Raw genomic sequence first — 24,194 nt, forward strand, 5'->3', positions numbered from 1 at the left:
CGGCGCTGCGGTCAGGCGGCTGCCTGGTCCGGCAGCAACCCATGCACGACATCGACGATGTCCTGCACGGTGCGCACGGCCTTGAACGCTTCCGGCTGCAGGTTGCGGCCCAGCAGCGGCTTGAGCTGCACGATCAGGTCGACCGCATCGATGCTGTCGATATCCAGGTCGTCGTACAGGCGTGCCTCGGGGGTGATCCGGGCGGTTTCGATCTCGAAGCTGTCGGTCAGGATGCTGACGATGCGTTCGAACAGTTCATTCTTGGTCATGGCAATTCCTGGCGCCGTTACGACTGGCGGGCGGCGACGAACTCGCCGAGCGCGCGCACGCTGGAGAAATGGCGACGGGTTTCTTCCGAATCGGCCGAGAGGCTGACACCGTACTTCTTCTGCAGCGCCAGGCCCAACTCCAGCGCGTCGATCGAATCCAGGCCGAGGCCCTCGACGAACAGCGGCGCGGTCGGATCGATGTCCTCCGGCGTGATGTCCTCCAGCGAAAGGGAGGAAATGATCAATTCCTTGATCTCGTGCTCAAGTGCTTGCACGGGGCGGCTCTCCAGACAGGTCGAAATAACGAGAAAGGTGCTCGGTAACGCGGCGTGCCGCCAAGGCATCCCCCCTTGGCGAGTCGTCTTCGGCCAAGAAAGGCGCGATCGGGATATCTTCGCCGATCTGCAGCCGAACGTGAAAGCGACGTGAGGGGACACGATACCACTTCTGTCCCTTGGTCAGGGTTGGCGGGCTGCAGGTGATCCGCACCGGGGTGACGTCGATGCGGCCCCGTACGGCGATGTTGGCGGCCCCGCGCTGCAGGCGCGGCGGCTGCCCGGGCACGCTGCGGGTGCCCTCCGGGAAGATGACCAGGGTGCCGCCGGCATGCACCGCGGCCACGCAGTCATCGACCAGGCCGGCGCCATCGTCATTGGAGATGTAGCCGGCGGCCCGTACCGGACCGCGCATGAACGGGTTGCAGGCCACGGCCCGCTTGACCACGCAGTCGGCGTTGGGAAGCAGCGAGATCAGGCAGACCACGTCGATCAGGGTCGGGTGGTTGGCCAGCACCAGCAGGCCGTCACGCTGCAGGCGTTCACCACCCTCGATCTCGTAGGTCATCACCCCAAGCCCGCGCATCAGCCGCAGATGGCTGGCGAACGCGACCTGGACCACGCGCCGGGCGCGCCGGCGACGGGCCACCGGGTCCCGCATCAGCAGCAGTACCGGCATCACCAGGACGCCGAGCAGCAGCCCGCCCAGGCCAAACGCAACAAAGCTCAGGCCGGTGCCAAACACCCGCCAGGCGTGGTCGAGGCGGCGCGGCAGCTCACTCACGGCGGCCCCAGCGCCAGCGCTGGCCATGGGCCACGTGCTCCAGCGCTGGCGCGCCGGACAACAGGAAGCGATGCAGGTCCAGCGCGTGCGGCAGCAGGCCGGGTACAGTGCTGGCCTGGCCGTCGGCCGGCTGCCACTGCAGCGCCAGCGTCGGCCGGCCCCCTGCTGGCGCGGTCAAACGCCAGCACCAGGCGAAGAACGGGTCGGGTTCGTCGGCGAACGTCGCGTAAACCTCCGGTAGCGGCGACTCGTAGACCACCACCCGTACCTCGCGGGCGCCATCGGCAAGCAGGCCGACGGCCTCCAGGCACGCGGCTTCGACCGTTGCCTGGCCAGCCGCCAATGCCAGGTAGTTGCCGCGATGGCCGCGGGCGATTGAATACAGCGCGGCGATCGCGTTGTGCACCGACAGGCCAAATCCGGTGGGCGACAACGGCTGGTCGCCGACCAGCGCCCCCAGCAGGTCCATCGAACGTGCGACGTCGCCATGGCGGCTGGCGAACACCAGCGGCACGTCGCTGTCGGCCCCCTGCCCGTCCTCGCACCAGCACGCGGTCTGGATCGCCATGCGGCCCAACCGCTCGATGCGACGGCGTTGCATTGCCGGAACCTCTGCCAGTGCCGGCGTATCCCCGCCGTGCGGCAGGTACGGCGCTTCGGCCCAGCCCAGCCACTGGCTACGCTCGCTCAGGCCGGGCGCCCACGCGGCCCAGTCGACGATGGAGAATTCAATCATTTAGCGTTGGTGCTTCAACGGGAGAACGATAGGCACGAGCCATTACGGCGACGCGCGGCGGCCCCCCATTCCTGCAGCCGTGCGTCCGTCCAGGACGTCGCCGGCTGCCCCCCTGGCTGCCGGAAAGGAGCGCACGCTAGCACGTCCCGCCCGGGGTGTGCAGGTTTCACATTCCCCAACACGGGGCCCGGCACCTGCGGGCCCCGCCTTCAACCCATCAGTGGTAACCGGTGTCGGCGTGCACCTTGCCGCGGAACACCCGGTACGACCACGCCGTATAGCCGAGGATGACCGGCAGCAGAATGACCAGCCCGACCAGGGTGAAGCCCAGCGAGGAGGCCGGCGCGGCGGCCTGCCACAGGGTCATCGACGGCGGCAGCAGGTACGGCCACATGCCCAGCACCAGGCCAAGGAAACCAAGCACGAACAGCGCCAGGCTGAGCAGGAACGGCGGCAGGTCGCGGCGCGGATGGGTCGCACTGCGCCACAGCGCGGCGGCCACCGCCAGGGTCAACAGCGGCACCGGCGACAGCCACCAGAAGTTGCCGTCGCTGAACCAGCGCGCCATCAGCCGCGAATCGAGGAACGGCAGCCAGCTGCTGACCAGGCCCATCGCTGCGATCACCGCCACCACCAGCGGCCGGGTCATCTGCCGTGCCAGCGCCTGCACGCGGCCTTCGGTCTTCAGGATCAGCCAGGTGCTGCCCAGCAGCGCATAGCCGGCTACCAGCGCGGCACCGGTCAGCATCGCGAACGGGCTGAACCAGGCGAACGGCCCGCCCTGATAGACACCGTCCACCAGCGGGATGCCCTGCACCAGGGTGCCGAGGATCACGCCCTGGGCAAACGTGGCCAGCAGCGAACCGAGTCCGAACGCCACGCTCCACAGCCGGCGCGACCGGTGTGCCTTGAAGCGGAACTCGAACGCCACGCCGCGGAACACCAGCGCCACCACCAGCAGTAGCACCGGCAGGTACAGCGCCGACAACAACACCGCATAGGCCTTCGGGAACGCCGCCAGCAGCCCGGCGCCGCCCAGTACCAGCCAGGTCTCGTTGCCGTCCCAGATCGGCGCGGCGGTGTTCATCATCAGGTCCAGCTGCTCCTCGTCCTCGGCGAACGGGGCCAGGATGCCGATACCGAGCACGAAGCCATCCAGCACCACGTACATCAGCACGCCGAAGCCGATCACCGCAAACCACGCCACCGGCAGCCAGGTCATCAGGTCCATGTCAGCGCTCCTCCAGCGGTTCGTCGGCCGCCGACAGCGGGCGTGCCGGGGTGTGGCTGCCGTGGTCCAGCGACGGCCCATCATCATGTGGCCGCGGTCCGTGGCGCAGGATCTTCACCAGGTACCAGATGCCCCAGCCGAACACGAAGGCGTAGCCAACGACGTAGACCGCCAGCGACAGCGCGGTCATCCACGCGCTCTGCGGGCCGACCGCATCAGCGGTGCGCAGCACGCCATACACCACCCACGGCTGGCGGCCCATCTCGGTGACGAACCACCCGGACAGCAGCGCGATGAAGCCGCTAGGCAGCATCCAGTTCCAACCGCGCAGCAGCCACGGCGAATCGAACAGCTTCTTCCGCCACAGCTGGAACGCCGACACCCAGGCCAGCAGCAGCATCAGTGTGCCCAGCCCGACCATGATCCGGAAGGCGAAGAACACCGGCGTCACCGGCGGCCGCTCGCTGGAGGGTACCGAGGTCAGCGGGTCGAAGGTACCGTCCAGGCTGTGGGTGAGGATCACGCTGCCCAGCTTCGGAATGGCAACTTCGAAATCATTCCGCTCTTCCTTCTCGTTCGGCAGCGCGAACACCACCAGCGGTACGCCCTCGCCCTCCTTGGTTTCATGCCAGTGCGCTTCCATCGCCGCGATCTTCATCGGCTGGTGCTTGAGCGTGTTCAGGCCATGCATGTCGCCGACGAAAATTTGCACCGGCACGGTCAGTGCCGCGAACGCCACCGCTGCCACCAGCATGCGCCGGCCCGCTTCCACATGCGTGCCCTTGCGCAGGTACCACGCACCGACGCCACCGATCACGAAACAGGTGGTGATGAACGAACCCAGCGCCATGTGCGCCAGGCGATAGGGGAACGAGGGGTTGAACACCACCTGCCACCAGTCCACCGGATGCACCACGCCGTTGACCATCTCGTAGCCGGCCGGCGTATGCAGCCAGCTGTTGGACGACAGGATCCAGAACGTGGAGAACAGCGTGCCCAGCGCCACCATGCAGGTGGACAGGAAATGCAGGCGCGGCGAGACGCGGCCCCAGCCGAACATCATCACGCCGAGGAAGCTGGCTTCCAGGAAGAACGCGGTCAGCACTTCGTAGGTCAGCAGCGGGCCGATGACCGTGCCGGCCACCTCGCTCAGCCGTGGCCAGTTGGTTCCGAACTGGAAGGCCATGACGATGCCGCTGACCACGCCCATGCCGAACGACACCGCGAAGATCTTCTGCCAGAAGAAATACAGCTCGCGCCACACGGGCAACTTCGTGCGCAGCCAGCGCCATTCGATGAAGGCCAGCCAGCTGGCCGTGCCAATGGTGAAGGCGGGGAACAGCACATGGAAACTGATGACGAATCCGAACTGGATCCGGGACAACAACAACGCGTCCAAGGGACGCCTCCTGCCTGTGACCGGTGGGATACCGGACCACTTTAGGAGGATTTCGTTAAGACGGGATGCGACCGGGTGACGCGCTGCTTCACTTTGTCGCAGGGGTCAACCGTTCTGGTAGCTGCCAACCTTGGTTGGCACACACGCCCAAACGCCGACCCAGGTCGGCATCTACCAACGGCGACTGGAACGGCCCACCGCCCGGAGGGCGCCTCAGTGCCAGAAATACCAGCCCGCTGCAGTCAGCAGCGCGCCAAACAACAGCACCTGCACCAGCACATAGACCACACCACTATCGCGCGACTCAGCGGCAATGCGCTTCTGCAGCGCCTCGCTCACATCCGGCGCGTCTTCCTGCTGCGCCTGCTCACGCAACGCCTGGGCCAGCGCGCGCTCTTCCGCATCGCGGGGGTCGGTGGGTAGGTTCACAGCAGTTCTCCAGCGGAGGCGCGCCGCGTCAGTTCCTGCTTCAGGACCTGGCGCGCGCGGTGCAGGTGGCTCTTGATGGTACCGCGCGCCAGCCCGGTCACCTGCTCGATCTCGGCCAGATCGAAATCCTCCAGGTAGTGCAACCCGACGATCAGCCGCTGCGGCGCACTCAGCCGTTCCAGTGCTGCGCCCAGCTGGCGCCCGGCCTGCAGCACCTCGCTCAGTTCCGCCGGGCCCGGGCCTTCATCACCGATGCCAAGTTCTTCCGGCACCTCCACCGCTACCATCCATTGCGCTTCCAGGCGTCGCCGTCGCAGGTGCTGCAGCGCAGTGGTGTAGGCCACCCGCGAAACCCAGGTACGCAACGAAGATTCAAAGCGGAACCGGTACAGCTGGCGGAACACCGCCAGGAAGGTTTCCTGCAGCAGATCGGCCACCTGGTCGCGGTCGCCGACCATGCGACCGATCACATGCGCGCAGGTGCGCTGATGCGCCTGCACCAGCTGCGCGAACGCCGACTGCGAACCATCAATGATGGCGCGGACCAGAGCGCGGTCGTCATCTGCGTCGGGTATGGGCTCGGCGGGGACGTCGCGGCGACGCCCCCGCAATGCAGCCAATGCTCCATCCAGCAGGCTCATGCGCGGGGCGCCCCCTGTGCCCGTGGCATGCCTGCCTCAGCCCTTGCGCGCGGCGGGGCGGGTGAAGTGCCAGGCCAGCAGCTGGCCGAGGCCGGCACTGCCGACCATCGCGGCGGCGGCGCCGAAGGTCAGTTCGCGTGCACCGATCGCCTCCAGCAGGCCCATTGCCACGGCCAGGCTGACCAGGCTGATGCCCCAGCGAAGCGCGCCCTGGCGGCGACGCTCCTCTTCCAGTACGGCCAACGAGCGGATGACTTCCTCGGGTACATGGGGCGCCACCAGCTTGCTGCGCGCCCGTGCATCGGCGATGGCATGGATCGCGTAGGCGATGCAGATGAAGAGGGTGATCGGGATCAGTTCCTGCATGGTCGGGCTCCTGTTCGGTGGATGATGCGGGTTCAGGAGAATGGATGCGCGACCACGGCAACCGGTTGCACTAAGTGCCTGCAGCCTCTCCGCTGCCGCCGGGCGTGTCCGCCGGGTCCGGGAAATAGGTCTCCACCTGAAAATCCAGCTGCAGGTCCGCCATCAGTCGCAGCAACTGCTGATCCAGCTCGAAACCCGCCCATGCGGTCTTTCCAAAGATGCCGACACGCAGGCCGATGCCGGCGCCTTCCTGCAGCAGTTCCCTGATCACGTCGGCGCGTGCCTGCAGTAGATCGATCAACGCCGGCCAGGCATCCATCAGCCAGCCGTCCTTGCCCCTATCCAGTACGAACACCACGCGGGTCTCCGCATGCCCGCTGATCAGGCTGCCGTCGCGATCCCGGTATCCGGTTCCGACGTCTCGGGAAAACGCCGGTTCCAGATCCAGCCGGGCGGCAATCCCGTCGCCGGCCTCTGTTGGGTGCTGCACGCGCAGCGAGATCCTGTAGTCGTAGCAGTACATATCGGTTCCATCCGAACGGAACGGCCATCATGCCGCACACGCCACCGCGGCGACCCGGACGGTGCCATTTTGCCGATTCCGCTGCCATGACCTGTGGCCCCTGCCCCGGGCCCAGACGGCTGCTACGCTTGCCCGGTTTCCTCTACTGGTGCCGTCCGCCCATGTCCCGAGTGCTGCCCCTGTCCCTCCTGCTGTCGGCCGTGCTGGCCGCACCGGCTGCGCATGCCGCGCCGACGCCGATCACCATCGAACAGGCCATGGCCGACCCGGACTGGATCGGTCCGCCGGTCGAGAAGGCCTGGTGGTCGTGGAACAGCCAGCAGGTGGAGTACCAGCTCAAGCGCAACGGCAGCCCGGTGCGCGATACCTTCCGCCAGCCGGTGGCCGGTGGCGTGGCCGCGCAGGTGGCCGATGACCAGCGCGGCACCCTGGACGTGGCCGAGCCGGTCTACGACCGCAGCCGCAGCCGCAGCGCCTTCGTCCGCAACGGCGATGTGTTCGTGCGCGACCTGCGCAGCGGCGCGCTGACCCAGCTCACCCGCAGCAACGAGCGCGCGGGCAACGTGAACTTCGCCGCCGACAATGGCGTGATCTGGCGCGTCGGCCAGAACTGGTTCCACTGGACCGCCGCCAGCGGCGTGCAGCAGGTGGCCAGCCTGAAGGCCGAAAAGGACCCGCGTACGCCGCCGAAGGCCGACGTGCTGCGCGACCAGCAGCTGCGCACGCTGGAAACCCTTCGCCGCGACCGTGACCAGCGCGAAGCACTGAAGGACCAGGACCAGCGCTGGCGCCAGGCCGACCCGACCCGCGCGCCGGGCCCGGTGTACCTGGGCGCCGACGTGGAGATCGCCGACAGCGTGCTGTCGCCTGACCTGACCCACCTGATCGTAGTGACCAAGCCGAAGGACTTCGATGACGGCCGTGGCGGCAAGATGCCGCTGTACGTAACCGAGTCGGGCTACGAGGAAACCGAGGACACCCGCACCCGCGTCGGCCGTAACGGCTTCGAGCCGCACACGCTGTGGTACGTGGACGTGCGCACCGGCAAGGCCGAGAAAGTCTCGCTGGCCGGCCTGCCGGGCATCAGCACCGATCCGCTGGCCGAGCTGCGCCGCAAGGCCGGCAAGGACGCGCTGAAGGGCGAGCGCAGCCTGCAGGTGATGAGCGACTTCATGGGCGGTGGCATCCGCTGGAGCCCCGATGGCCAGCAGGCCGCGGTGATGCTGCGTGCCAACGACAACAAGGACCGCTGGATCATCAGTGTCAACGCCGCCGACGGCCGCGTGCAGAACCGCCATCGCCTGACCGACAATGCCTGGATCAACTGGGGCTTCAATGATTTCGGCTGGATGGCCGATGGCCGCACGCTGTGGCTGCTGTCGGAGGAATCAGGCTTCTCGCACCTGTACACCCAGGCCGGCACGGCCAAGCCGCAGGCGCTGACCAGCGGCAAGTGGGAAACCTCGGCGCCGGTGCTGTCGGCCGACGGCAAGGGTTTCTACTTCCTGTGCAACCAGCAGGCGCCGCATGACTACGAAGTCTGCGCGGTCGACACCGGCAGCCGCCAGGTGCGCGAGCTGACCAGCCTCAACGGCGTGGAAGACTTCTCGCTGTCCCCAGACGGCCAGCAGCTGCTGGTGCGCTACTCCGGCGCCTACCTGCCGGCGCAGCTGGCCGTGGTACCGAGCACCGGCGCAGGCCAGGCCCGCGTGCTGACCGACACCCGCACTGCCGAGTTCAAGGCGCGCCAGTGGATCCAGCCGAAGCTGGTGGCGGTGCCGTCCAAGCATGGCGCCGGCGTGGTCTGGGCCAAGTACTACGAGCCCGAAAACAAGGAACCGGGGAAGAAGTACCCGATCGTGATGTTCGTGCACGGCGCCGGCTACCTGCAGAACGTGCACCAGCGCTACCCGGCCTACTTCCGCGAGCAGATGTTCCACAACCTGCTGGTGCAGAAGGGCTACATCGTGCTGGACATGGATTACCGCGGCAGCGAGGGCTACGGCCGCGACTGGCGTACGGCGATCTACCGCAACATGGGCCACCCGGAACTGGAAGACTACAAGGACGGCCTGGACTGGCTGGTCGACACCCAGCAGGGTGACCGCGACCATGCCGGCATCTACGGTGGTTCCTACGGCGGCTTCATGACCTTCATGGCCCTGTTCCGCTCGCCGGGCACGTTCAAGGCCGGCGCCGCGCTGCGCCCGGTGGTGGACTGGCACCAGTACAACCACGGCTATACCAGCAACATCCTCAATACCCCGGACATCGATCCGGAGGCGTACCGCGTGTCCTCGCCGATCGAATACGCGCAGAACCTGCAGGACAACCTGCTGATCGCCCACGGCATGATGGATGACAACGTGTTCTTCCAGGACTCGGTGAACCTCACCCAGCGCCTGATCGAACTGCACAAGGACAACTGGTCGATCGCACCGTACCCGCTGGAGCGCCACGGCTATGTGCGCGCCGATTCCTGGCTGGACCAGTACAAGCGCATCCTCAAGCTGTTCGAGCAGAACCTGAAGTGAGCAACGCCGCGGCCACGATCCACATCGTGGCCGCGGTCATCCTGGATGACCGCGGCCGGGCGCTGGTGGTGCGCAAGCACGGCGCCAGCCGCTTCATCCAGCCGGGCGGCAAGCCCGAACCCGGCGAAGCGCCGCTGCAGGCGCTGGCCCGCGAACTGGACGAAGAACTCGGTGTGCAGCTGTGCGCCGAAACCGCCATCGCGCTGGGCACCTTTGAGGATTGGGCGGTGAACGAACCCGGCCATCGCGTGCAGGCACAGGCCTGGTGGGTGCGGGTGGTCGGCACGCCACAGGCATGTGCAGAGATCGCCGAACTGGCCTGGGTGCCGCTGCAGCCGCCGCATGGCCAGCCCTTGGCACCGTTGAGCGAACACCATATCCTGCCGGCCGTCGCCACCCGGGTGACGGCCCGCTGATCGCGCGGGCGCCGACCGCAAGGACACCGGATGTCAATGTCGATCCCGCCGATTCCCTCGCTGGTCCAGCCGACCTATCACGCCTGGGTGCGCCCGATCGCACACGCTTCGTTCTGGCTGTCGCTGCTGCTCACGGTGTACTTGGTGATGCAGGGGCTGCTGCTGTGGCCGCTGCACAACCTTCCGATCTGGCATCTGGTTGAGAGGGAAGTACAAGACCAGCACCTGCACAGCCTGACCTGGCTTTTGGCGCATCCGGTGGCCGCGTCGATGATTGCCGCGCTGCTGTGCCTGGCCTCGACGCTGGCCAGCTGGGGCCTGCTGCGCGAGCGCAGCTGGGGCTTGTGGAGCTTTGTGGTGATCCTGCTGCTGAGCGCATTGGCCAACTTTGCGATCGCCGGCTGGTTGGACGTGTTCATGCGTGATGTCATCCCGTTTCTCTCCGACGACGCCGTCCTGCAGCAGGAACTCCATCTGAAACGCTGGTTGATCACGCTGACCGTGGTGGCCATGTCATTTGTGCTCCTCGGCCTGCAGGGCTGGCTGGCCTGGCGCCTGTTGCGGCCGGACATCCGCTCGCGCTTCCACTGAGCACCCCCCCTTTCCCGCACGACAAGGACCGTCGCTTGCGCTTGCCGACCCTTCTCCCCGCATTGCTGCTGTTGACTGCGCTGCCTGCCAGCGCCGACGCGCTGCAATGTGGCGAATACCGCAGCGCCGATGGCGGCATGGCGCTGGTGTTCACCACTCCCGGCAGCGGCCACCACCACGATGATGGCAGCGAGCCGCAGCCGCTGTGGGTTGATCGCGGTGCGGCACAGACGCGGTTGGTCATGCTCGACGATGGCGTGGCGCAGCGGATCCGGATCAGCGCCGATGGGCAGCGTATCGAGCGCGACGGGGTGGTGTTCTACACCCTGCGCCAGCCCCGCGCCTGCGCCAGCGAGCCCAGCGCGATGGACGGCAGCTGCCGCGCCGCCGGCAGCCACTGCGTTGCACGGCTGCCCACGGCCTCACCCGGCCAGGCCCAGCGTGCGTGCAGCGAAGGCGTTGGCGCGGGCTGCTCGGCGCTGCTGCGCCAGCTTCGCGATGGAACAACTGTAGTCGGCAGCGATGACACCAGCCCCGCGCGCTTCGAACGCCCGCCCATCTGCCGCGAACACACGCCCGGCCATGACCCGCAGGCCTGCGAAACGCTGACCGGCGATGCGCTGGCCGCCGCCATGCAGAAGGTCGGTGAACGCCTGCAACAGGAAGACGAAGACATCCCGGATTCACCGCTTCCGGCCGCTGCACGCGATCGCCTGCAGCAGTTGTGCCTGCAGCAACGTGGCGGCCGCTTCTGCGTCGAAGTAGCCGCACAGCAACTGATCGCGCTGGAGCCCGCATTGGCGGTGCAGGCGCTGCAGGTGGTCTGCGATGCCGGCCGCGCCAGCGCCTGCGAACGCATCGCACCGCTGCGCGGTCCCGGCACCTGCTGCGCCTCGTCCCGGCCCAGCAGGTGCCCTGCGGCCGCTACCAGGCCGATGGAGGCGTGATCGACAGGCTCGACTTCGGCGATGGCACCCGGGCCCGCCTGCAGAACGGCGCCATCCACCTGCAGCAGAACGGCGAAACCCTTGTGCTGCGCCAGCTCGGCAACGGCGATCTGCTCGGCATGGATGCGCAGACCGCCTACCAGCGTTACCAGCCTGTGCCCGGCACGGCAGAATGTACGCCCCCGCGCGAGGGCCGTGGTTCGCCGTAGCGCCTGGAGTTTCCCGTTCGATCGTCAAGGAGACGACATGCATTCACCCGCACCGCGCCAGCGCTGGCTGGCCTGGGCGTTGCTGCTGGCCGCACCGATGGCCGCCGCACAGTCACCGCAATGCGGCCTGTTCAAGGCCGACGAAGGCAGCAGCACGCTGCGCATCAGCTCACCCAACCGTGGCGAGCAGAAGCACTTCGGCAGTGCACCGTCTCCGGTCGCGTTCCAGCAGATAGACGGGAAGCTGCAACTCGTGAACCTGGAGTACGGCCTGCCCAGCCCGCTGCAGGTACGTGATCGTGGCCGCACGGTCGAGGTGGATGGCACGACCTACATCCTGCTGACCCCCGAACAGTGCGCCGCCGCAGCCAGGCCGGCGGTAGGCAGCTGCCTGGCCAATGCCGTGGCCTGCCTGGACAACCGTCACGAAGCCACTCCGGCCGCGCTCGAAGCAGGGTGCCGGGAAGGCGTGCCCGGCATGTGCCTGCAACTGGCTGATCGCTGGCGTGATGAAGCCAAGCCTAAGGTGAAGGCCGATCCTGTCCAGCAGAAGGCGGCCCTCGACGCCGCCCTGTCCGGCATCAAGCTCCCCGCTGCTTGTGACAACGGGGGCTTCGAACAGGAAACCCCGGCATGTGCCGCCGCGCTCGAGGCCGACCCCGCAGTGCAGGCGCAGCTGGTCAAGGCCGCGATGACGGCAGCCATGACCGAAGCCATGGTGACGATGACGGCGCCGACCGTGCCGGTGATCATTCCGGCTGAGCGGCGGCAACAGTTGTTGCGGCTGTGCCGCGAGGTAGCGCATGGCGGCTTCTGCGAGCGGGTGGCCGAGCTGTCCTGGGACGCGGGAGATCCCCTGCTGGCGGTGCAGGCGCTGGCTGCGGCCTGCACACCGGGCAACGACACCGCCACCTGCGAGCGTCTGCCGTCGTTGCAGGCACTGGGCGCATCATTGCGACCGCAACCGGCAACGGCCCTGCCCTGCGGCAACTACCGGACCGATGGCGGTCTGATGGACACGCTGGACTTCGGTGACAACGGCCTGGTCGGCGTTGGCTGGAACAGTCATCTCCGCGCCCGCGTCGAAGAGGGCGACATCCGCATCCGCCACGACAGGGGCGGCGACTTCGTGCTGCGTCCGCTGCCTGGCGGCCAACTGCTGGGCCTGGATACCTGGACCCGCTTCCAGGTGTTCACCCCCACTGGCGATGGCCCGGGCCGCTGCAGTGCACCGAAGCAGTACACCGTGCTGCCGCTACCCCAGGATTGCCCGCAGGCGCTCGCTGCCGGCGGGGCGGAAGCCTGCTGCGCGCAAGGCAAGCTGCAGGGCTGCAACGTACTCGGCAACCGCCTTGCGCTGTCCGGGCACTGGTTGCAGGCCGCCGAGCACTACACCACGGTCTGCCGCGCCGGCGTCCGCGAGGGCTGCGAGAACCTGGTCACGGCCCAGGGCAACGGTGCCGAGGTGGATGCACATGCACTGCTGGACCGGCTGTGCAAGGCCGACCGCAGTGGCCTGCACGTGGCCTGCGACGTGCTCGGCACCCAGAACTGGGAACTGATCGATCTGGGCCGCGCGCTGCAGAAGGCGGCCGATGACGCGGCATCAGACGACACTCCGCCGCCGCGCCATTCCAACCGCAAGCGCTGAGCCGGCCAGGGCCTGTCCGCAGCTTCGGGCGGGCCCTGCGGTAAAGTACGCGCCATGAACGAATTCGAGCGCGTGCGCGCCTACCTCACCGACCTGCAGGACCGCATCTGTGCGGCGATCGAGGCCGTCGATGGCCGGGCCCGCTTCCAGGAAGACCTGTGGCAGCGTGCCGAGGGCGGCGGTGGGCGCACCCGCGTGCTGCGCGACGGCGCGGTGTTCGAGCAAGCCGGTATCGGCTTTTCCGATGTGTCCGGCAGCCGCCTGCCGCCGTCGGCCTCGGCCAACCGCCCGGAACTGGCCGGCGCCTCCTGGCGCGCCACCGGCGTGTCGCTGGTGTTCCACCCGCTCAACCCCTACGTGCCGACCACCCATGCCAACGTGCGCTTCTTCCAGGCACAGCGCGACGGTGAAGTGGTGGCCAGCTGGTTCGGCGGCGGCTTCGACCTGACCCCGTTCTATCCGTTCGACGAGGACGTGCAGCACTGGCACAAGGTGGCACGCAATCTGTGTGCGCCGTTCGGCGACGAACGCTATGCCGCGCACAAGCGCTGGTGTGATGAGTACTTCTTCCTGCGCCACCGCAATGAGACGCGCGGCGTCGGCGGGCTGTTCTTCGACGACCTGCACGGCGACTTCGAGCGCGACTTCGCTTATCTGCGTGCGGTCGGCGATGGTTTCCTCGACGCCTACCTGCCGATCGTGCAGCAGCGCAAGGACACCGCGCATGGCGAGCGCGAGCGCGAGTTCCAGCTGTACCGCCGCGGCCGCTACGTGGAGTTCAATCTGGTCTACGACCGCGGCACGCTGTTCGGCCTGCAGAGCGGCGGCCGCAGCGAGAGCATCCTGATGAGCCTGCCGCCGCGGGTGCGCTGGGAGTACGGCTTCGCCCCGGAAGCGGGCAGCGCCGAGGCGCGCCTGGCCGACTATCTGGTGCCGCGCGACTGGCTCTGATCTTCCGGCGCCACGCCTGACCCGTGGCGCCCTCTCCTGCCTGTGGTGCGCCCTGCACCGGACAGGCCCTGCTCACTTCCTTCAAGGATGACCCCATGCCCGCTGCTGTTTCCCCCCGCCCCCGCGCTGCGGGCTGGCGCTCCCTGCTGTTGCTTGCATTGGCCTCGGCCAGCCTGCCGGCCGCCGCGCAGTCGATGGCCTGCGGCACCTACAAGGACAGCAGCGGCAACACCACGCTGACCCTGGAGAGCGAAGGCCACGGCTTCCTGTCCGGCCCCTACCAGGCCACCGAGGAGCTGCGCATCGCCCGCCAGGAAGACGTGCTCGGTACCGGCAACCTCTCCACGGGCCAGCTGGAAAACTGGTACTTCTCGGACAACGACCGCACGATCAGCACGCCCTATCGCGAGTTCACCCGTGAGCACGCCGCCGCCTGCAAGACGATGCCGCAGCCCGTCGAGGACGGTTGCGTGATGAACACCTCCGAGTGCCTGGAGGCGCTGCCAGAGGCCGCACCCGTGAAACTGCACGCCTGGTGCGCCGAGGGCGTGGGCGCAGCCTGCATGCGCCTACTGGAGACCTACCAGCAGCAGGCCAAGGACGCAGCGCCCAGAAAGGAAGAGCCGCCGATTCCCGAGATCTGCAGGGAGGAGCTGCCCTCGTTCGACGCCGAGGGTTGCATGACGGCAGCCAAGGAGATTGCCTCGGAAATGATGGGCAAGGCCCTGCTCGGCCTGCAGCATTCCGTGGATGCGCCTCTGCCACCTGCACAGCTTGATGAACTGATCGACCTTTGCCGCGTGCAACAGGGCGAAACGTTCTGCGCCGACACCGCCGAAACCTTGTGGAGCAGTGGCCGCCTGCAGCAGGCCCGCGATGCGCTGCAGCGATCCTGTGCACAGCGCGCGGACGCCCCAGCCTGCGGTCCGGCCAAGGACCTTGCCGTTCTCGCCAGCGCCCCCGCGGCAGCGCTCACACCGGTGCCGGCCGCCGCACTGCCCTGTGGCAGCTTTGAAGCCGAGCGCAGCGTGCTGTCGCAGCTGCGTTTCCTCGAGGGTGGTGTAGTTGAGGCCGGTGGCCGCGAACAGCCACTGCGGGCAAGCCTGCGCGATGGCCGCATCCTCATCCACCGCGATATCGGCAGCGACTTCGTGCTGCAGCTGCTGCAGAACGGCAACCTGGTCGGTATCGACAGCGGCAATCAATTCGCCTATTACGAGCGCAAACCGGCGGCCGGCAATACCCGCTGCACACCGTGAATGATGCCCTGTAGCGCCGAGCCCATGCTCGGTGCTGCACGCTCAGGTGCCCTTCCGCGGAAGGATGGTGATGTGCCCGGTCGTCTCCAGCAGGGCGATCTGCACATCCTCGATCCGCAGGCCACCCTGCTGGCGCAACGCAGCATCGAAATCGGCCCGGCTGATCAGTTCGCGGCGGAGAACACCCTCCAAAAGCCGGCCATCGCGCGCGATTACGGTAGGTTCTCCTTCGATCATCCGCTCCATGCGTCGATTCCGGGTGGTCAGCCAGCCCACCCCATAGTTGAGCAGGATGAGGGTCGCGGCCAGCAGCAGGCCGCCGCCCAGCGAGGTATCGGTGCCAAGCAGCGCGTTCTGCACCGCATTGCCCAGCAGCACGATCAACAGCACGTCGAAGGGCGTGATCTGCCCTAGAGCCCGCTTGCCGCCAAGCCGGACCATGCCCAGCACAACGACATAGACCACCACCGCGCGCAGGATGAACTCCCACCAGGGCATTGCCAGTGCAAACAGATCGGGCATGGTCTTCCCCTGTGGAACGGTAGCCCAGCCTAGCACCAAGGATCTGACCCCATCCCTGGTGCTGCGGCGGCACAAATAAAAAGCCCCGCTGACCAGGGGGAGGTCAACGGGGCCGGGGAACGGGCACTTGGGGAGGAGTCCCCGTTCCGAGATCTGCTCCAGGGGATGGGAGAGATCCACAACAGGCGTTGCGCCTGTCGAGAGTTATAGAAGCACTCCGAACACTAACGGTTCGTGAAGGGGCCCAATTTAATGAACCTCGATCAGGACAACATTCATGATCGAGTCAGAAACCTCTGACGAATGAACGAATTCACGTCGTTTTCGGCCTGAAATGCCCTCAGTGCGCTTCGTCCCAGTTGTTGCCGACGCCGGTATCGACCACCAGCGGCACCCGCAGTTTGGCCGCTTGCGACATGCGCTCCACCACCTGCAAACGCAAGTCTTCAACGAAACTGCTTTCGGTTTCGAACACCAGTTCATCGTGCACCTGCAGGATCATCCGTGCCGGTGCGCCGCTGTCACGCAGCCACTGGTCCACGTCCACCATCGCGCGTTTGATGATGTCGGCAGCGGTGCCCTGCATCGGCGCGTTGATCGCCGCGCGTTCGGCACCGGCGCGCAGGCCCTGGTTACGTGCATGAATGTCGTTCAGGTACAGGCGACGACCAAACAGGGTTTCCACATAGCCCTGGTCGCGGGCCTGCTGGCGCATCCGCTCCATGAAGTCGCGCACGCCGGGGTAGCGGCTGAAGTACAGGGCCACGTAGTCCTGCGCCTGGCCACGGTCGATGCCCAGGTTGCGGGCCAGGCCGAAGGCGCTCATGCCGTACATCAGCCCGAAGTTGATCGCCTTGGCGGCGCGGCGCTCGTTCGGGGTCACGTCCTCCAGCGTGCGCCCGAACACCTCGGCGGCGGTGGCACGGTGCACGTCGGCGCCCTGCTCGAAGGCACGCACCAGGCCCGGGTCCTCGGACAGGTGGGCCATGATCCGCAGTTCGATCTGCGAATAGTCGGCCGCCAGCAGCTGGAAGCCCTCCGGCGCCACGAACGCGCGGCGGATGCGACGGCCGTCCTCGGTGCGGATCGGGATGTTCTGCAGGTTCGGATCCGACGAGGACAGGCGGCCGGTGGCGGCACCGGACTGGTGGTAGCTGGTATGCACGCGGCCGGTGTCCGGGTTGACCATCTCCGGCAGCTTGTCGGTGTAGGTGCTGCGAAGCTTGGCCAGCCCGCGGTACTCCAGGATCACGCGCGGCAGCTCGTGCTGGTCGGCAATCGCCTCCAGCGCCTCTTCATTGGTGCTGGGCTGGCCCTTGGGGGTCTTCACCACCGCCGGCAGCTTCAACTCGTCGAACAGCACCGCCTGCAGCTGCTTGGGCGAATCCAGGTTGAAGCTGCGCCCGGCCAGCTCGGTGGCTTTCTGCTGCGCGGCCAGCATGCGCGAAGACAGGTCCTGGCTCTGCCGGCGCAGTTCGTCGGTGTCGACCCGCACGCCGTTGGCTTCGATGCTGGCCAGCACCGGCACCAGCGGCATCTCGATGCCGCGGTAAACGCTGTCCAGCGCCGGCTCGGCCAGCAGCTGCGGCTGCAGCGCGTGGTGCAGGCGCAGGGTGATGTCGGCGTCCTCGGCGGCGTAGCGGCTGGCCTCGTCGATGCCCACCTGCGAGAACGGAATCTGCTTGGCGCCCTTGCCGGCCACGTCCTCGAACTTGATGGTGCTGTAGCCCAGGTAGCGCAGCGCCAGCGAATCCATGTCGTGGCGGGTGGCGGTGGAATTGAGCACGAAGCTCTCGAGCATGGTGTCGTCGTGGTAGCCCTGCACCTGCACGCCATGGCGGCGCAGCACGTGCAGGTCGTACTTGCCGTGCTGGCCCAGCTTCTTCTTCGCCGGGTCCTGCATCACCGGGCGCAGTGCGTCCAGCACCTGCTGCATCGGCAGCTGGGCCGGCGCACCCGGGTAATCGTGGCCGACCGGAATGTACGCCGCCCTGCCCGGCTCGACGGCCAGGCTGATGCCCACCAGCCGCGCACGCATCGCGTCCAGCGCATCGGTTTCGGTATCGAAGCTGATCAGGTCGGCCTGCTGCAGGCGTTCGACCCAGGCCTGCAGCTGCTCGGCGCTCAGCACGGTCTCGTATTCACCCGGCGCGGACAGTGCCGGATCCAGCGTGCCGGCGGCGGGCGCCTCGACGCTGCCACGCGCGAAGCCCGCCGCAGTGCCGCGCAGGCTCGGGGTCGCCTCGCTGGCGGCCACCGGTGCCGGCACCGGCGCACCCAGCTCCTTCAGCGCCTGGGTGAAGCCGTAGCGCGCATACAGCTCGGTCAGCTCCGGCACATCCTGCTCGCGCAGGGCCAGCGTGGTCGGGCTGGCGTCCAGCTGCACGTCGGTACGGATGGTCACCAGCTCGCGGTTCAGCGGCAGGCGCTCCAGCGCGGCGCGCAGGTTTTCGCCGATCTTGCCCTTCATGGCCGGCGCGGCTGCCATCACGCCGTCCAGGTGCTGGTACTCGGCCAGCCACTTGGCGGCGGTCTTTGGCCCGCACTTCTCGACGCCCGGCACGTTGTCGACCGCGTCGCCCATCAGCGCCAGCAGGTCGATGATCTGGTCGGCGCGCACGCCGAATTTCTCCATCACCGCCGCATCCGAATCCATGCGGCTGCCGGTCATGGTGTTGACCAGCTCGATGCCCGGGCGCACCAGCTGGGCGAAGTCCTTGTCGCCGGTGGAAATGGTCACCTTCAGGTCCTGCGCCAGGCCCTGGAGGGCCAGCGTGCCGATCACATCGTCGGCTTCCACGCCGGGGACGCGCAGGATGCTGATGCCCAGCGCCTCGACGATGCGGCACATCGGCTCGACCTGGCTGCGCAGTTCATCGGGCATCGGCGGGCGGTTGGCCTTGTACTGGTCGTACAGGTCGTCACGGAAGGTCTTGCCGGGCGCATCGACCACGAACGCGACGTAGGCCGGGCGTTCCTTCAGCGTCGAACGCAGCATGTTGACCACGCCGAACAGTGCGCCAGTGGGTTCACCCTGTGCATTGGACAGGGGCGGCAGCGCGTGGAACGCGCGGTACAGGTAACTGGACCCGTCGATCAGGACTAATCTGCTCATGGGCCGATTCTACGCGCCCGTGCCTGCACCGCGACGACACGGCACGCACCTGGCGATGGGGCATAATCAGGGCTCTCTCCAGGCAAAGGCCCCCGCCGATGAAGACCCTGATGCTGGCTTCCCTGCTCCTGCTCGCTGGCTGCGCCAGCATGGGTGGCGCAGGTGCTCCCCCGGTGGACGTCAAGGGCGCCGATGTCTCCAAGCGCACCATGGACAACGGCGATGTCATCGAGGAATACCGTGTGTCCGGCCAGCTGCGCATGGTCAAGGTGACGCCATCGCGCGGTGCTCCGTTCTACATGTACGACAAGAACGGCGACGGCCGTTTCGACAACGACAAGGATGGCGTGTCGCCGGTGTACTGGAAGCTGTACAGCTGGTGAGGTGACCGGGGTTGTGACCGGGGCCGGATCCCTTTCCACAGGAAAGGGCTCTGACTCCCTCGGGGCCATGGGCACGGCCCCCGATCCCCCACAAAAAAACAACGCCGGCGCGCATCCTGCGGCCGGCGTCGGGTCCCCTCCCCGGGAACGCTTGAATCAGCGGGTATGGATCAGCGGATGACCAGCACCGGCAGCGTGCTGCGCGCCAGCACTTCTGCGGTCTGGCTGCCCAGCAGTACACGGGTCACGCCACGGCGGCCGTGCGAGGTCATCACGATCAGGTCGCTGTTGCGCTCGCCGGCGGTCTCGATGATGCCGTCGGCCGCGTAGCGGTCCAGCACGTGTACCGGGTTGGCGGTGATGCCCTGCTCGGCGGCCTTGGCCAGCGCCGGCTGCAGCACCTTCTGCGCCCCTTCCTCGCGGTCGGCCTTGTACTCGGGGCTGTTCATGTAACCCACGCTCCAGCCCATGGCGTCGTACATGCCGACCGCCCACGGCTCGGAAACAGTGACGATATCGACCTCGGCGTTGAGGTCCTTGGCCAGCTCCAAGCCCTTCGCCAGGCCCTTGTCGGCCAGCTCGGACCCGTCGGTGGCAATCAGGATGCGCTTGTACATGGTGGGGCTCCGTGGCGGTCTGCCAGATGGGAACGACACCATTGCACACCGGATGTGGAGGCGGCGCCTTGAGCAGGATCAATCCGGCGTCGCGCAGCGGCCTGTGCGCATCGTCACGTGGTCCTGGGGACAGGCCCGGCCCGCCCTTCTCTGTAGAGCCGAGCCCGTGCTCGGCTGCTTCTGGCGGGAAAGGCAGCCGAGCATGGGCTCGGCTCTACAACAACGTCGCTCAGGCGATCTGCACGATGCGCGCGTTCTGACACAGCGGGTAGCTGGCCACGAATCCGGCGATCGCATCGCGCATCGCCTCGAACGATTGGCCGTACATGTACAGCGCGGTCTCGGTCGGGCCCTGCCACCAGCTGCAGATCTCGCCCAGGCCGTCGATGCTCTCCGACAGCTGCTCGAACACGTGGTTGGAATCGCACTGCTCGTAGACGTCGTCCGGCAGGTTCAGGCCATCCAGGTAGATGCCCAGGCCCTCGGTCACGCCGAAGCTGCGGTCGGCCTCGCCTGCGCCGTGGATCTTCGAGCCCTTCGGTGCACCCAACTGCTCCAGCAGGTCGATCAGCTTCGGTACGCCACCCGCATCGACCAGCGCCACTTCGATGTCGCCGTATTCGACCTCACCCAGATCGGACATCGCAGTGCCGCCGCCCGTCAGCTCGCCCACCTGGGCCGCCTGCAACAACGCGTCAAGCGGATCCTCGAACAGTTCATGGCGATGTTCGGGTTGCAGCTTGGCATTCAACGTCACGGTGACGTGCAGCGTGGGTTCGGTCATGGGGGCGTTCCTGGAAGAAGTGCCGCCTATTGTAGATACCGTGTCGCCCTTGCCTAGGCGAGGGCGACACGGTATCTACAACAGCCCGTCAACGCAGGAACGGGGTCACCTTGCACTTGAGCAGCTCCACCAGCACCGGGTCCATGTGGTCGTAGTCGTCCGGGATATCCAGGCAGATCACCCGCTTGCCGTTCAACCAGGCCTTGTAGCGGCTGGACAGCCGATTGCGGTGGGCGCGCACCATCACGAACACCAGGTCCGCCCACTGCAGCAGCTCAGGGCTGAGCACTTCCTCGGCGTCGGCCAGCAGCCCGGCCGAGGCGGTCTCGATGCCCGGCCAATCGGCAGATACCTGCTCGGCCGTAGGGCTGCGCAGGCGGTTCTGGCTGCAGAGGAAGAGCACGTTGCGGGTCATGAGCGCAGCCTAATCGGGGTCGAATCCCTTTTCCAACGGAAAAGGGCTCTGACACCAACAGCGTGCTTTCAGACAAATTGCATGGTCGGATGACCGTTCAAGGGGCCACCATGTGCTTTTGCCACCGTCCAGATGTCCATGATCACCAAGGATGACCTGTTAACGTCGTTCGGAGAGGTGGCCGAAGTCCACGGCTGCTACTTCAGCAAGTACGTAGTCGCGACGTACGTACTCTATTGCTGCGTGAGGAATGCCAAGAGACATGACCTCGCGATCGCGTCCAAGAATGTCGATGATCCGGAATTCGCCACCAGCGTTGTGCTGAACGCACCGCACCATCTTTCACATGATGGGCCAACGATCTTCGAGATTCCTTCCAACGCTATGGGTTCACTCATGCGATGGCGGTTCCCAGCACCTATCACGGGCTTCTGAATCGGATCGAGAAGCGCACGGGGCTGTTCCTATGCCTGCCGATCTTCCGGTGTGAGTTCAACGGCAACGAATCAGCAGAGGATTTCAGGTGGTCCACACATCACATCGTTGACGTCAACAACTGGCATAGGACCAGGCAGCCGAAGATATGCGTGTACTTCGACAATCCCCGCACTGGCGGCGGAACGGACAAGGACGGCGCCATCGTGAGCCTGGAGACGTTAATGGCCGAGATCGACAACCTCAACGGAGTGAGCAGCGGCTTCATCGAGATCACCAACTATCGCAATGAGGTGATCGAGGTGTTGTCGCCGGCGGAAGGCCACTATGTGTTGATCCGCAACCGCCAGGATGAAGAGGCGATGGACCGCGCGTGGCTGGTGGCAGCCGTCGAGGCGTTCACTACCGGCTGACTGCCGATCGCGGCTGTTGCGCCGAGCCCATGCTCGGCTGGGCTTTCCCGCGATGGGGTCAGAGCCCTCCCTGCGGGAGGGATCCGACTCCTGAACGGTGATCAGATCACCGTCAGGTTGGCATACGCCATCACCAGCCACTTGCTGCCGGCGTCGGCGAACTCGACCTGCACGCGGGCGTGGGCGCCGCTACCTTCGTAGTCGGTCACCATGCCTTCGCCGAACTTGGGATGGGTGACCAGCGCACCGAGCTTGATCGGCGGTGCCTCGATCGAGGCATGGCCCATCACCCGGCTGGCGCCCATAGAGGCCGGTCGCGAGACCTGCACCTTGGGGCGCACTTCGTGCAGCAGCTCGCGCGGAATCTCGCGCAGGAAGCGCGACGGCAGGCTGTAGTTGTCCTGGCCATGGATGCGGCGCGATTCGGCATAGCTCAGCACCAGCTTCTGGCGCGCGCGGGTGATGCCGACGTAGGCCAGGCGGCGCTCTTCTTCCAGCCGCCCGCTTTCCTCCAGCGAACGCGCGCTGGGGAACAGGCCTTCTTCCAGGCCGGCCAGGAACACCAGCGGGAATTCCAGGCCCTTGGCCGAGTGCAGGGTCATCAGCTGCACGCCGTCCTCGCCGGCCTGCGCCTGGCCTTCACCGGCCTCCAGCGCGGCGTAGGCCAGGAACGCGACCAGCTCGTCCATGTCCTCGCCCACTTCCTCGATGTCGTCGGCGCGGCGCACGAAGCGCGAAGCGACCGAGACCAGTTCGTCGAGGTTGTCGGTGCGCGATTCCGAATCCAGCGAATTGCGGCTTTCTTTGCTCCAGTGCTCGCGCAGCTGCGAGCGGGCCAACACGTGGTCCACGCGCTCGGCCAGGGTCATGTGCACGGTCTGCGCCTGCAGCTCGTTGACCAGCCCCAGGAAGCCGGCCAGTGCATTGCGCGCGCGTGCGGCCAGCGCGTTGCCCTGGGTGACCAGCATCGTTGCTTCCCACAGCGAGATGCCCTGCGCGCGCGCCTCGCGGCGCACTTCGTCCAGCGTGCGGTCGCCGATGCCCCGGGTAGGCGTGTTGACCGCGCGCTCGAAGGCGGCGTCATCGTTGCGGTTGGACAGCAGGCGCAGGTAAGCCAGCGCGTCCTTGATTTCGGCACGTTCGAAGAAGCGCATGCCGCCGTACACGCGATAGGGCACCTGTTCGCTCAGCAGCGCCTCTTCAAGCGCGCGCGACTGTGCGTTGCTGCGGTAGAGCACGGCCACTTCGGTATAGCTGCCACCATCGCGTACCCACTGGCGGGCACGCTCGACGATGTAGCGCGCCTCGTCCATCTCGTTGTACGCCGCGTACAGGTCGATCGGTTCTCCGTCGCCACTGTCGGTCCACAGCTGCTTGCCGATGCGATCCGGGTTGTGCGCGATCACCGCATTGGCAGCGCCGAGGATGTTGGCAGTGGAGCGATAGTTCTGTTCCAGGCGGATGGTCTGCGCACCTGGGAAATCACGCAGGAAGCCCTGCACGTTCTCGACCTTGGCGCCGCGCCAGCCGTAGATGGCCTGGTCATCGTCACCAACAACGAACACGTGGCCGGAATCACCGGCCAGCACGCGCACGAAGGCGTACTGGATGGCGTTGGTGTCCTGGAACTCGTCCACCAGGATCTCGCGGAAGCGGGCACGGTAGTGCGACAGCAGCGCAGGGTTGTCGCGCAGCAGTTCATGGGCGCGCAGCAGCAGCTCGGCGAAGTCGACCAGGCCGGCGCGGTCGCAGCGTGCCTGGTATTCGATATAGGCCTGGCGCATGGTTTCCAGCCACGCATCATGCGGCTCGGGCTGGATGTGCTGCGGGCGGCGACCCTCATCCTTCTGTTCGTTGATCCACCAGGCGATCTGCTTGGCCGGGTACTTGCCGTCGTCCAGTTCCAGCGCCTGCACCACGCGCTTGACCAGCCGCAGCTGATCATCTGAATCCATCACCTGGAAGCCTTCGGGCAGCTTCGCGTCCTGCCAGTGCAGGCGCAGCAGGCGGTTGGCCAGGCCGTGGAAGGTACCGATCCACATGCCACGGCTGCCATTGGGCAGCTGTGCGTCGATGCGGTGGCGCATTTCGCCGGCCGCCTTGTTGGTGAAGGTCACCGCGAAAATGCCGTGGGTCGGCACGCCATCGACTTCATGCAGCCAGGCGATGCGGTGAGTGAGTACGCGGGTCTTGCCGGAACCGGCACCGGCCAGCACCAGGTGGTGGCCGGGGGGAGCGGAGACGGCTTCGCGCTGGGCCGGGTTCAGGCCATCAAGCAGGTGGGAGACATCCATGCGCC

Annotated in this window: 24 protein-coding genes and 1 pseudogene; 9 read left to right on the forward strand and 16 right to left on the reverse strand. The window is 66.8% G+C overall.

Translation table 11 applies throughout. The annotated features are described in order from the left end of the window. Nucleotides 1-11: 11 nt before the first annotated feature. The 10 genes from AC5P68_RS12255 to AC5P68_RS12300 all read right to left on the reverse strand — a co-directional run bounded on the left by AC5P68_RS12255 (nucleotide 12) and on the right by AC5P68_RS12300 (nucleotide 6,653). A complete protein-coding gene (locus AC5P68_RS12255; RefSeq protein WP_005411609.1) occupies nucleotides 12-269 on the reverse strand; it encodes an acyl carrier protein in 258 nt (85 codons plus the stop codon). Nucleotides 270-286: 17 nt separating this feature from the next. Further along, on the reverse strand, nucleotides 287-544 hold the full coding sequence (locus tag AC5P68_RS12260; protein WP_005411610.1) for a phosphopantetheine-binding protein: 258 nt from the start codon (nucleotides 542-544) through the stop codon (nucleotides 287-289). Next, nucleotides 531-1,328, reverse strand: coding sequence for a lysophospholipid acyltransferase family protein (locus AC5P68_RS12265; protein ID WP_005414875.1), 798 nt, complete (start codon nucleotides 1,326-1,328; stop codon nucleotides 531-533). Before AC5P68_RS12265 ends, AC5P68_RS12260 begins: the two co-directional genes overlap by 14 nt. Beyond that, nucleotides 1,321-2,064 carry a beta-ketoacyl synthase chain length factor gene (locus AC5P68_RS12270; RefSeq protein ID WP_043034440.1) on the reverse strand — a complete coding sequence of 248 codons (744 nt, stop codon included), beginning with the start codon at nucleotides 2,062-2,064 and terminating at the stop codon, nucleotides 1,321-1,323. Before AC5P68_RS12270 ends, AC5P68_RS12265 begins: the two co-directional genes overlap by 8 nt. Nucleotides 2,065-2,281: 217 nt before the next feature. Then, entirely contained in the window at nucleotides 2,282-3,295 is a 1,014-nt protein-coding gene (gene cydB / locus AC5P68_RS12275) for a cytochrome d ubiquinol oxidase subunit II (RefSeq protein ID WP_005414876.1), read from the reverse strand. A gap of 1 nt (nucleotide 3,296) precedes the next feature. Beyond that, nucleotides 3,297-4,694, reverse strand: coding sequence for a cytochrome ubiquinol oxidase subunit I (locus AC5P68_RS12280; protein WP_495217076.1), 1,398 nt, complete (start codon nucleotides 4,692-4,694; stop codon nucleotides 3,297-3,299). 213 nt (nucleotides 4,695-4,907) lie between these two features. Continuing rightward, nucleotides 4,908-5,123 (reverse strand): hypothetical protein, encoded by a 216-nt coding sequence (locus tag AC5P68_RS12285; RefSeq protein ID WP_033833824.1) that lies wholly within the window; start codon nucleotides 5,121-5,123, stop codon nucleotides 4,908-4,910. Next, on the reverse strand, nucleotides 5,120-5,764 hold the full coding sequence (locus AC5P68_RS12290) for an RNA polymerase sigma factor (RefSeq protein ID WP_033833825.1): 645 nt from the start codon (nucleotides 5,762-5,764) through the stop codon (nucleotides 5,120-5,122). Before AC5P68_RS12290 ends, AC5P68_RS12285 begins: the two co-directional genes overlap by 4 nt. 36 nt (nucleotides 5,765-5,800) lie before the next feature. After that, on the reverse strand, nucleotides 5,801-6,130 hold the full coding sequence (locus tag AC5P68_RS12295) for a hypothetical protein (protein ID WP_010482336.1): 330 nt from the start codon (nucleotides 6,128-6,130) through the stop codon (nucleotides 5,801-5,803). Between the two features lie 70 nt (nucleotides 6,131-6,200). Continuing rightward, on the reverse strand, nucleotides 6,201-6,653 hold the full coding sequence (locus tag AC5P68_RS12300; protein WP_495217078.1) for a DUF4279 domain-containing protein: 453 nt from the start codon (nucleotides 6,651-6,653) through the stop codon (nucleotides 6,201-6,203). Between the two features lie 161 nt (nucleotides 6,654-6,814). Between AC5P68_RS12300 and AC5P68_RS12305 the strand changes: the two genes are divergently transcribed. From AC5P68_RS12305 to AC5P68_RS12335, 7 genes and pseudogenes are all read left to right on the forward strand, one after another. Next, complete coding sequence (locus AC5P68_RS12305; protein WP_033833827.1) at nucleotides 6,815-9,187, forward strand: S9 family peptidase; 2,373 nt, start codon at nucleotides 6,815-6,817, stop codon at nucleotides 9,185-9,187. Further along, complete coding sequence (locus tag AC5P68_RS12310; RefSeq protein WP_033833828.1) at nucleotides 9,184-9,603, forward strand: NUDIX hydrolase; 420 nt, start codon at nucleotides 9,184-9,186, stop codon at nucleotides 9,601-9,603. The genes AC5P68_RS12305 and AC5P68_RS12310 overlap by 4 nt, the downstream gene beginning before the upstream one ends. A 30-nt stretch (nucleotides 9,604-9,633) precedes the next feature. After that, a complete protein-coding gene (locus tag AC5P68_RS12315; protein ID WP_495217080.1) occupies nucleotides 9,634-10,194 on the forward strand; it encodes a hypothetical protein in 561 nt (186 codons plus the stop codon). 35 nt (nucleotides 10,195-10,229) lie between these two features. Further along, a pseudogene (locus AC5P68_RS12320) lies at nucleotides 10,230-11,350 on the forward strand (hypothetical protein). 37 nt (nucleotides 11,351-11,387) lie between these two features. Then, nucleotides 11,388-13,001, forward strand: a complete 1,614-nt coding sequence (locus AC5P68_RS12325) for a hypothetical protein (RefSeq protein WP_495217082.1) — start codon at nucleotides 11,388-11,390, stop codon at nucleotides 12,999-13,001. 54 nt (nucleotides 13,002-13,055) lie between these two features. Continuing rightward, entirely contained in the window at nucleotides 13,056-13,952 is an 897-nt protein-coding gene (hemF, locus tag AC5P68_RS12330) for an oxygen-dependent coproporphyrinogen oxidase (RefSeq protein ID WP_049403639.1), read from the forward strand. A 95-nt stretch (nucleotides 13,953-14,047) separates the two neighbouring features. Further along, the gene (locus tag AC5P68_RS12335; RefSeq protein ID WP_495217083.1) at nucleotides 14,048-15,211 is read left to right on the forward strand and encodes a hypothetical protein; all 1,164 of its coding nucleotides are present in this window, start codon (nucleotides 14,048-14,050) and stop codon (nucleotides 15,209-15,211) included. A 42-nt stretch (nucleotides 15,212-15,253) separates the two neighbouring features. On the opposite strand, the gene AC5P68_RS12340 is transcribed toward AC5P68_RS12335, so the two are convergent. Together AC5P68_RS12340 and polA are read right to left on the reverse strand one after the other, a co-directional pair. Beyond that, nucleotides 15,254-15,733 carry a DUF421 domain-containing protein gene (locus tag AC5P68_RS12340; protein ID WP_024957711.1) on the reverse strand — a complete coding sequence of 160 codons (480 nt, stop codon included), beginning with the start codon at nucleotides 15,731-15,733 and terminating at the stop codon, nucleotides 15,254-15,256. Nucleotides 15,734-16,073: 340 nt separating this feature from the next. Continuing rightward, the gene (gene polA / locus AC5P68_RS12345) at nucleotides 16,074-18,848 is read right to left on the reverse strand and encodes a DNA polymerase I (RefSeq protein ID WP_033833834.1); all 2,775 of its coding nucleotides are present in this window, start codon (nucleotides 18,846-18,848) and stop codon (nucleotides 16,074-16,076) included. Nucleotides 18,849-18,946: 98 nt separating this feature from the next. Here polA and AC5P68_RS12350 point away from each other — a divergent pair, with 98 nt between their 5' ends. Continuing rightward, nucleotides 18,947-19,231 (forward strand): DUF2782 domain-containing protein, encoded by a 285-nt coding sequence (locus AC5P68_RS12350; RefSeq protein ID WP_005411628.1) that lies wholly within the window; start codon nucleotides 18,947-18,949, stop codon nucleotides 19,229-19,231. Nucleotides 19,232-19,401: 170 nt separating this feature from the next. On the opposite strand, the gene AC5P68_RS12355 is transcribed toward AC5P68_RS12350, so the two are convergent. The 3 genes from AC5P68_RS12355 to AC5P68_RS12365 all read right to left on the reverse strand — a co-directional run bounded on the left by AC5P68_RS12355 (nucleotide 19,402) and on the right by AC5P68_RS12365 (nucleotide 21,047). Beyond that, entirely contained in the window at nucleotides 19,402-19,848 is a 447-nt protein-coding gene (locus AC5P68_RS12355; RefSeq protein ID WP_005411629.1) for a universal stress protein, read from the reverse strand. A 229-nt stretch (nucleotides 19,849-20,077) separates the two neighbouring features. Further along, nucleotides 20,078-20,632 (reverse strand): hypothetical protein, encoded by a 555-nt coding sequence (locus tag AC5P68_RS12360; protein ID WP_033833835.1) that lies wholly within the window; start codon nucleotides 20,630-20,632, stop codon nucleotides 20,078-20,080. Between the two features lie 88 nt (nucleotides 20,633-20,720). After that, nucleotides 20,721-21,047 (reverse strand): low molecular weight protein tyrosine phosphatase family protein, encoded by a 327-nt coding sequence (locus tag AC5P68_RS12365; RefSeq protein ID WP_033833837.1) that lies wholly within the window; start codon nucleotides 21,045-21,047, stop codon nucleotides 20,721-20,723. A 587-nt stretch (nucleotides 21,048-21,634) separates the two neighbouring features. Here AC5P68_RS12365 and AC5P68_RS12370 point away from each other — a divergent pair. After that, complete coding sequence (locus AC5P68_RS12370) at nucleotides 21,635-21,895, forward strand: hypothetical protein (RefSeq protein ID WP_495217084.1); 261 nt, start codon at nucleotides 21,635-21,637, stop codon at nucleotides 21,893-21,895. Nucleotides 21,896-21,996: 101 nt separating this feature from the next. Here the strand turns inward: AC5P68_RS12370 and uvrD are convergent, their stop codons facing one another. Beyond that, a complete protein-coding gene (uvrD, locus tag AC5P68_RS12375; protein WP_033833839.1) occupies nucleotides 21,997-24,189 on the reverse strand; it encodes a DNA helicase II in 2,193 nt (730 codons plus the stop codon). Between the last annotated feature and the right edge of the window lie 5 nt (nucleotides 24,190-24,194).

Source organism: Stenotrophomonas sp. YJH_SMC_58 (assembly GCF_059369635.1).

Coding starts and splice junctions, on each gene's coding strand:
- AC5P68_RS12255 (WP_005411609.1), bottom strand. CDS start 269: ATGACCAAGAATGAACTGTTCGAACGCATCGTCAGCATCCTGACCGAC.
- AC5P68_RS12270 (WP_043034440.1), bottom strand. CDS start 2,064: ATGATTGAATTCTCCATCGTCGACTGGGCCGCGTGGGCGCCCGGCCTG.
- cydB (WP_005414876.1), bottom strand. CDS start 3,295: ATGGACCTGATGACCTGGCTGCCGGTGGCGTGGTTTGCGGTGATCGGC.
- AC5P68_RS12290 (WP_033833825.1), bottom strand. CDS start 5,764: ATGAGCCTGCTGGATGGAGCATTGGCTGCATTGCGGGGGCGTCGCCGC.
- AC5P68_RS12295 (WP_010482336.1), bottom strand. CDS start 6,130: ATGCAGGAACTGATCCCGATCACCCTCTTCATCTGCATCGCCTACGCG.
- AC5P68_RS12300 (WP_495217078.1), bottom strand. CDS start 6,653: ATGTACTGCTACGACTACAGGATCTCGCTGCGCGTGCAGCACCCAACA.
- AC5P68_RS12305 (WP_033833827.1), top strand. CDS start 6,815: ATGTCCCGAGTGCTGCCCCTGTCCCTCCTGCTGTCGGCCGTGCTGGCC.
- AC5P68_RS12315 (WP_495217080.1), top strand. CDS start 9,634: ATGTCAATGTCGATCCCGCCGATTCCCTCGCTGGTCCAGCCGACCTAT.
- AC5P68_RS12325 (WP_495217082.1), top strand. CDS start 11,388: ATGCATTCACCCGCACCGCGCCAGCGCTGGCTGGCCTGGGCGTTGCTG.
- hemF (WP_049403639.1), top strand. CDS start 13,056: ATGAACGAATTCGAGCGCGTGCGCGCCTACCTCACCGACCTGCAGGAC.
- AC5P68_RS12335 (WP_495217083.1), top strand. CDS start 14,048: ATGCCCGCTGCTGTTTCCCCCCGCCCCCGCGCTGCGGGCTGGCGCTCC.
- AC5P68_RS12340 (WP_024957711.1), bottom strand. CDS start 15,733: ATGCCCGATCTGTTTGCACTGGCAATGCCCTGGTGGGAGTTCATCCTG.
- polA (WP_033833834.1), bottom strand. CDS start 18,848: ATGAGCAGATTAGTCCTGATCGACGGGTCCAGTTACCTGTACCGCGCG.
- AC5P68_RS12350 (WP_005411628.1), top strand. CDS start 18,947: ATGAAGACCCTGATGCTGGCTTCCCTGCTCCTGCTCGCTGGCTGCGCC.
- AC5P68_RS12355 (WP_005411629.1), bottom strand. CDS start 19,848: ATGTACAAGCGCATCCTGATTGCCACCGACGGGTCCGAGCTGGCCGAC.
- AC5P68_RS12360 (WP_033833835.1), bottom strand. CDS start 20,632: ATGACCGAACCCACGCTGCACGTCACCGTGACGTTGAATGCCAAGCTG.
- AC5P68_RS12365 (WP_033833837.1), bottom strand. CDS start 21,047: ATGACCCGCAACGTGCTCTTCCTCTGCAGCCAGAACCGCCTGCGCAGC.
- uvrD (WP_033833839.1), bottom strand. CDS start 24,189: ATGGATGTCTCCCACCTGCTTGATGGCCTGAACCCGGCCCAGCGCGAA.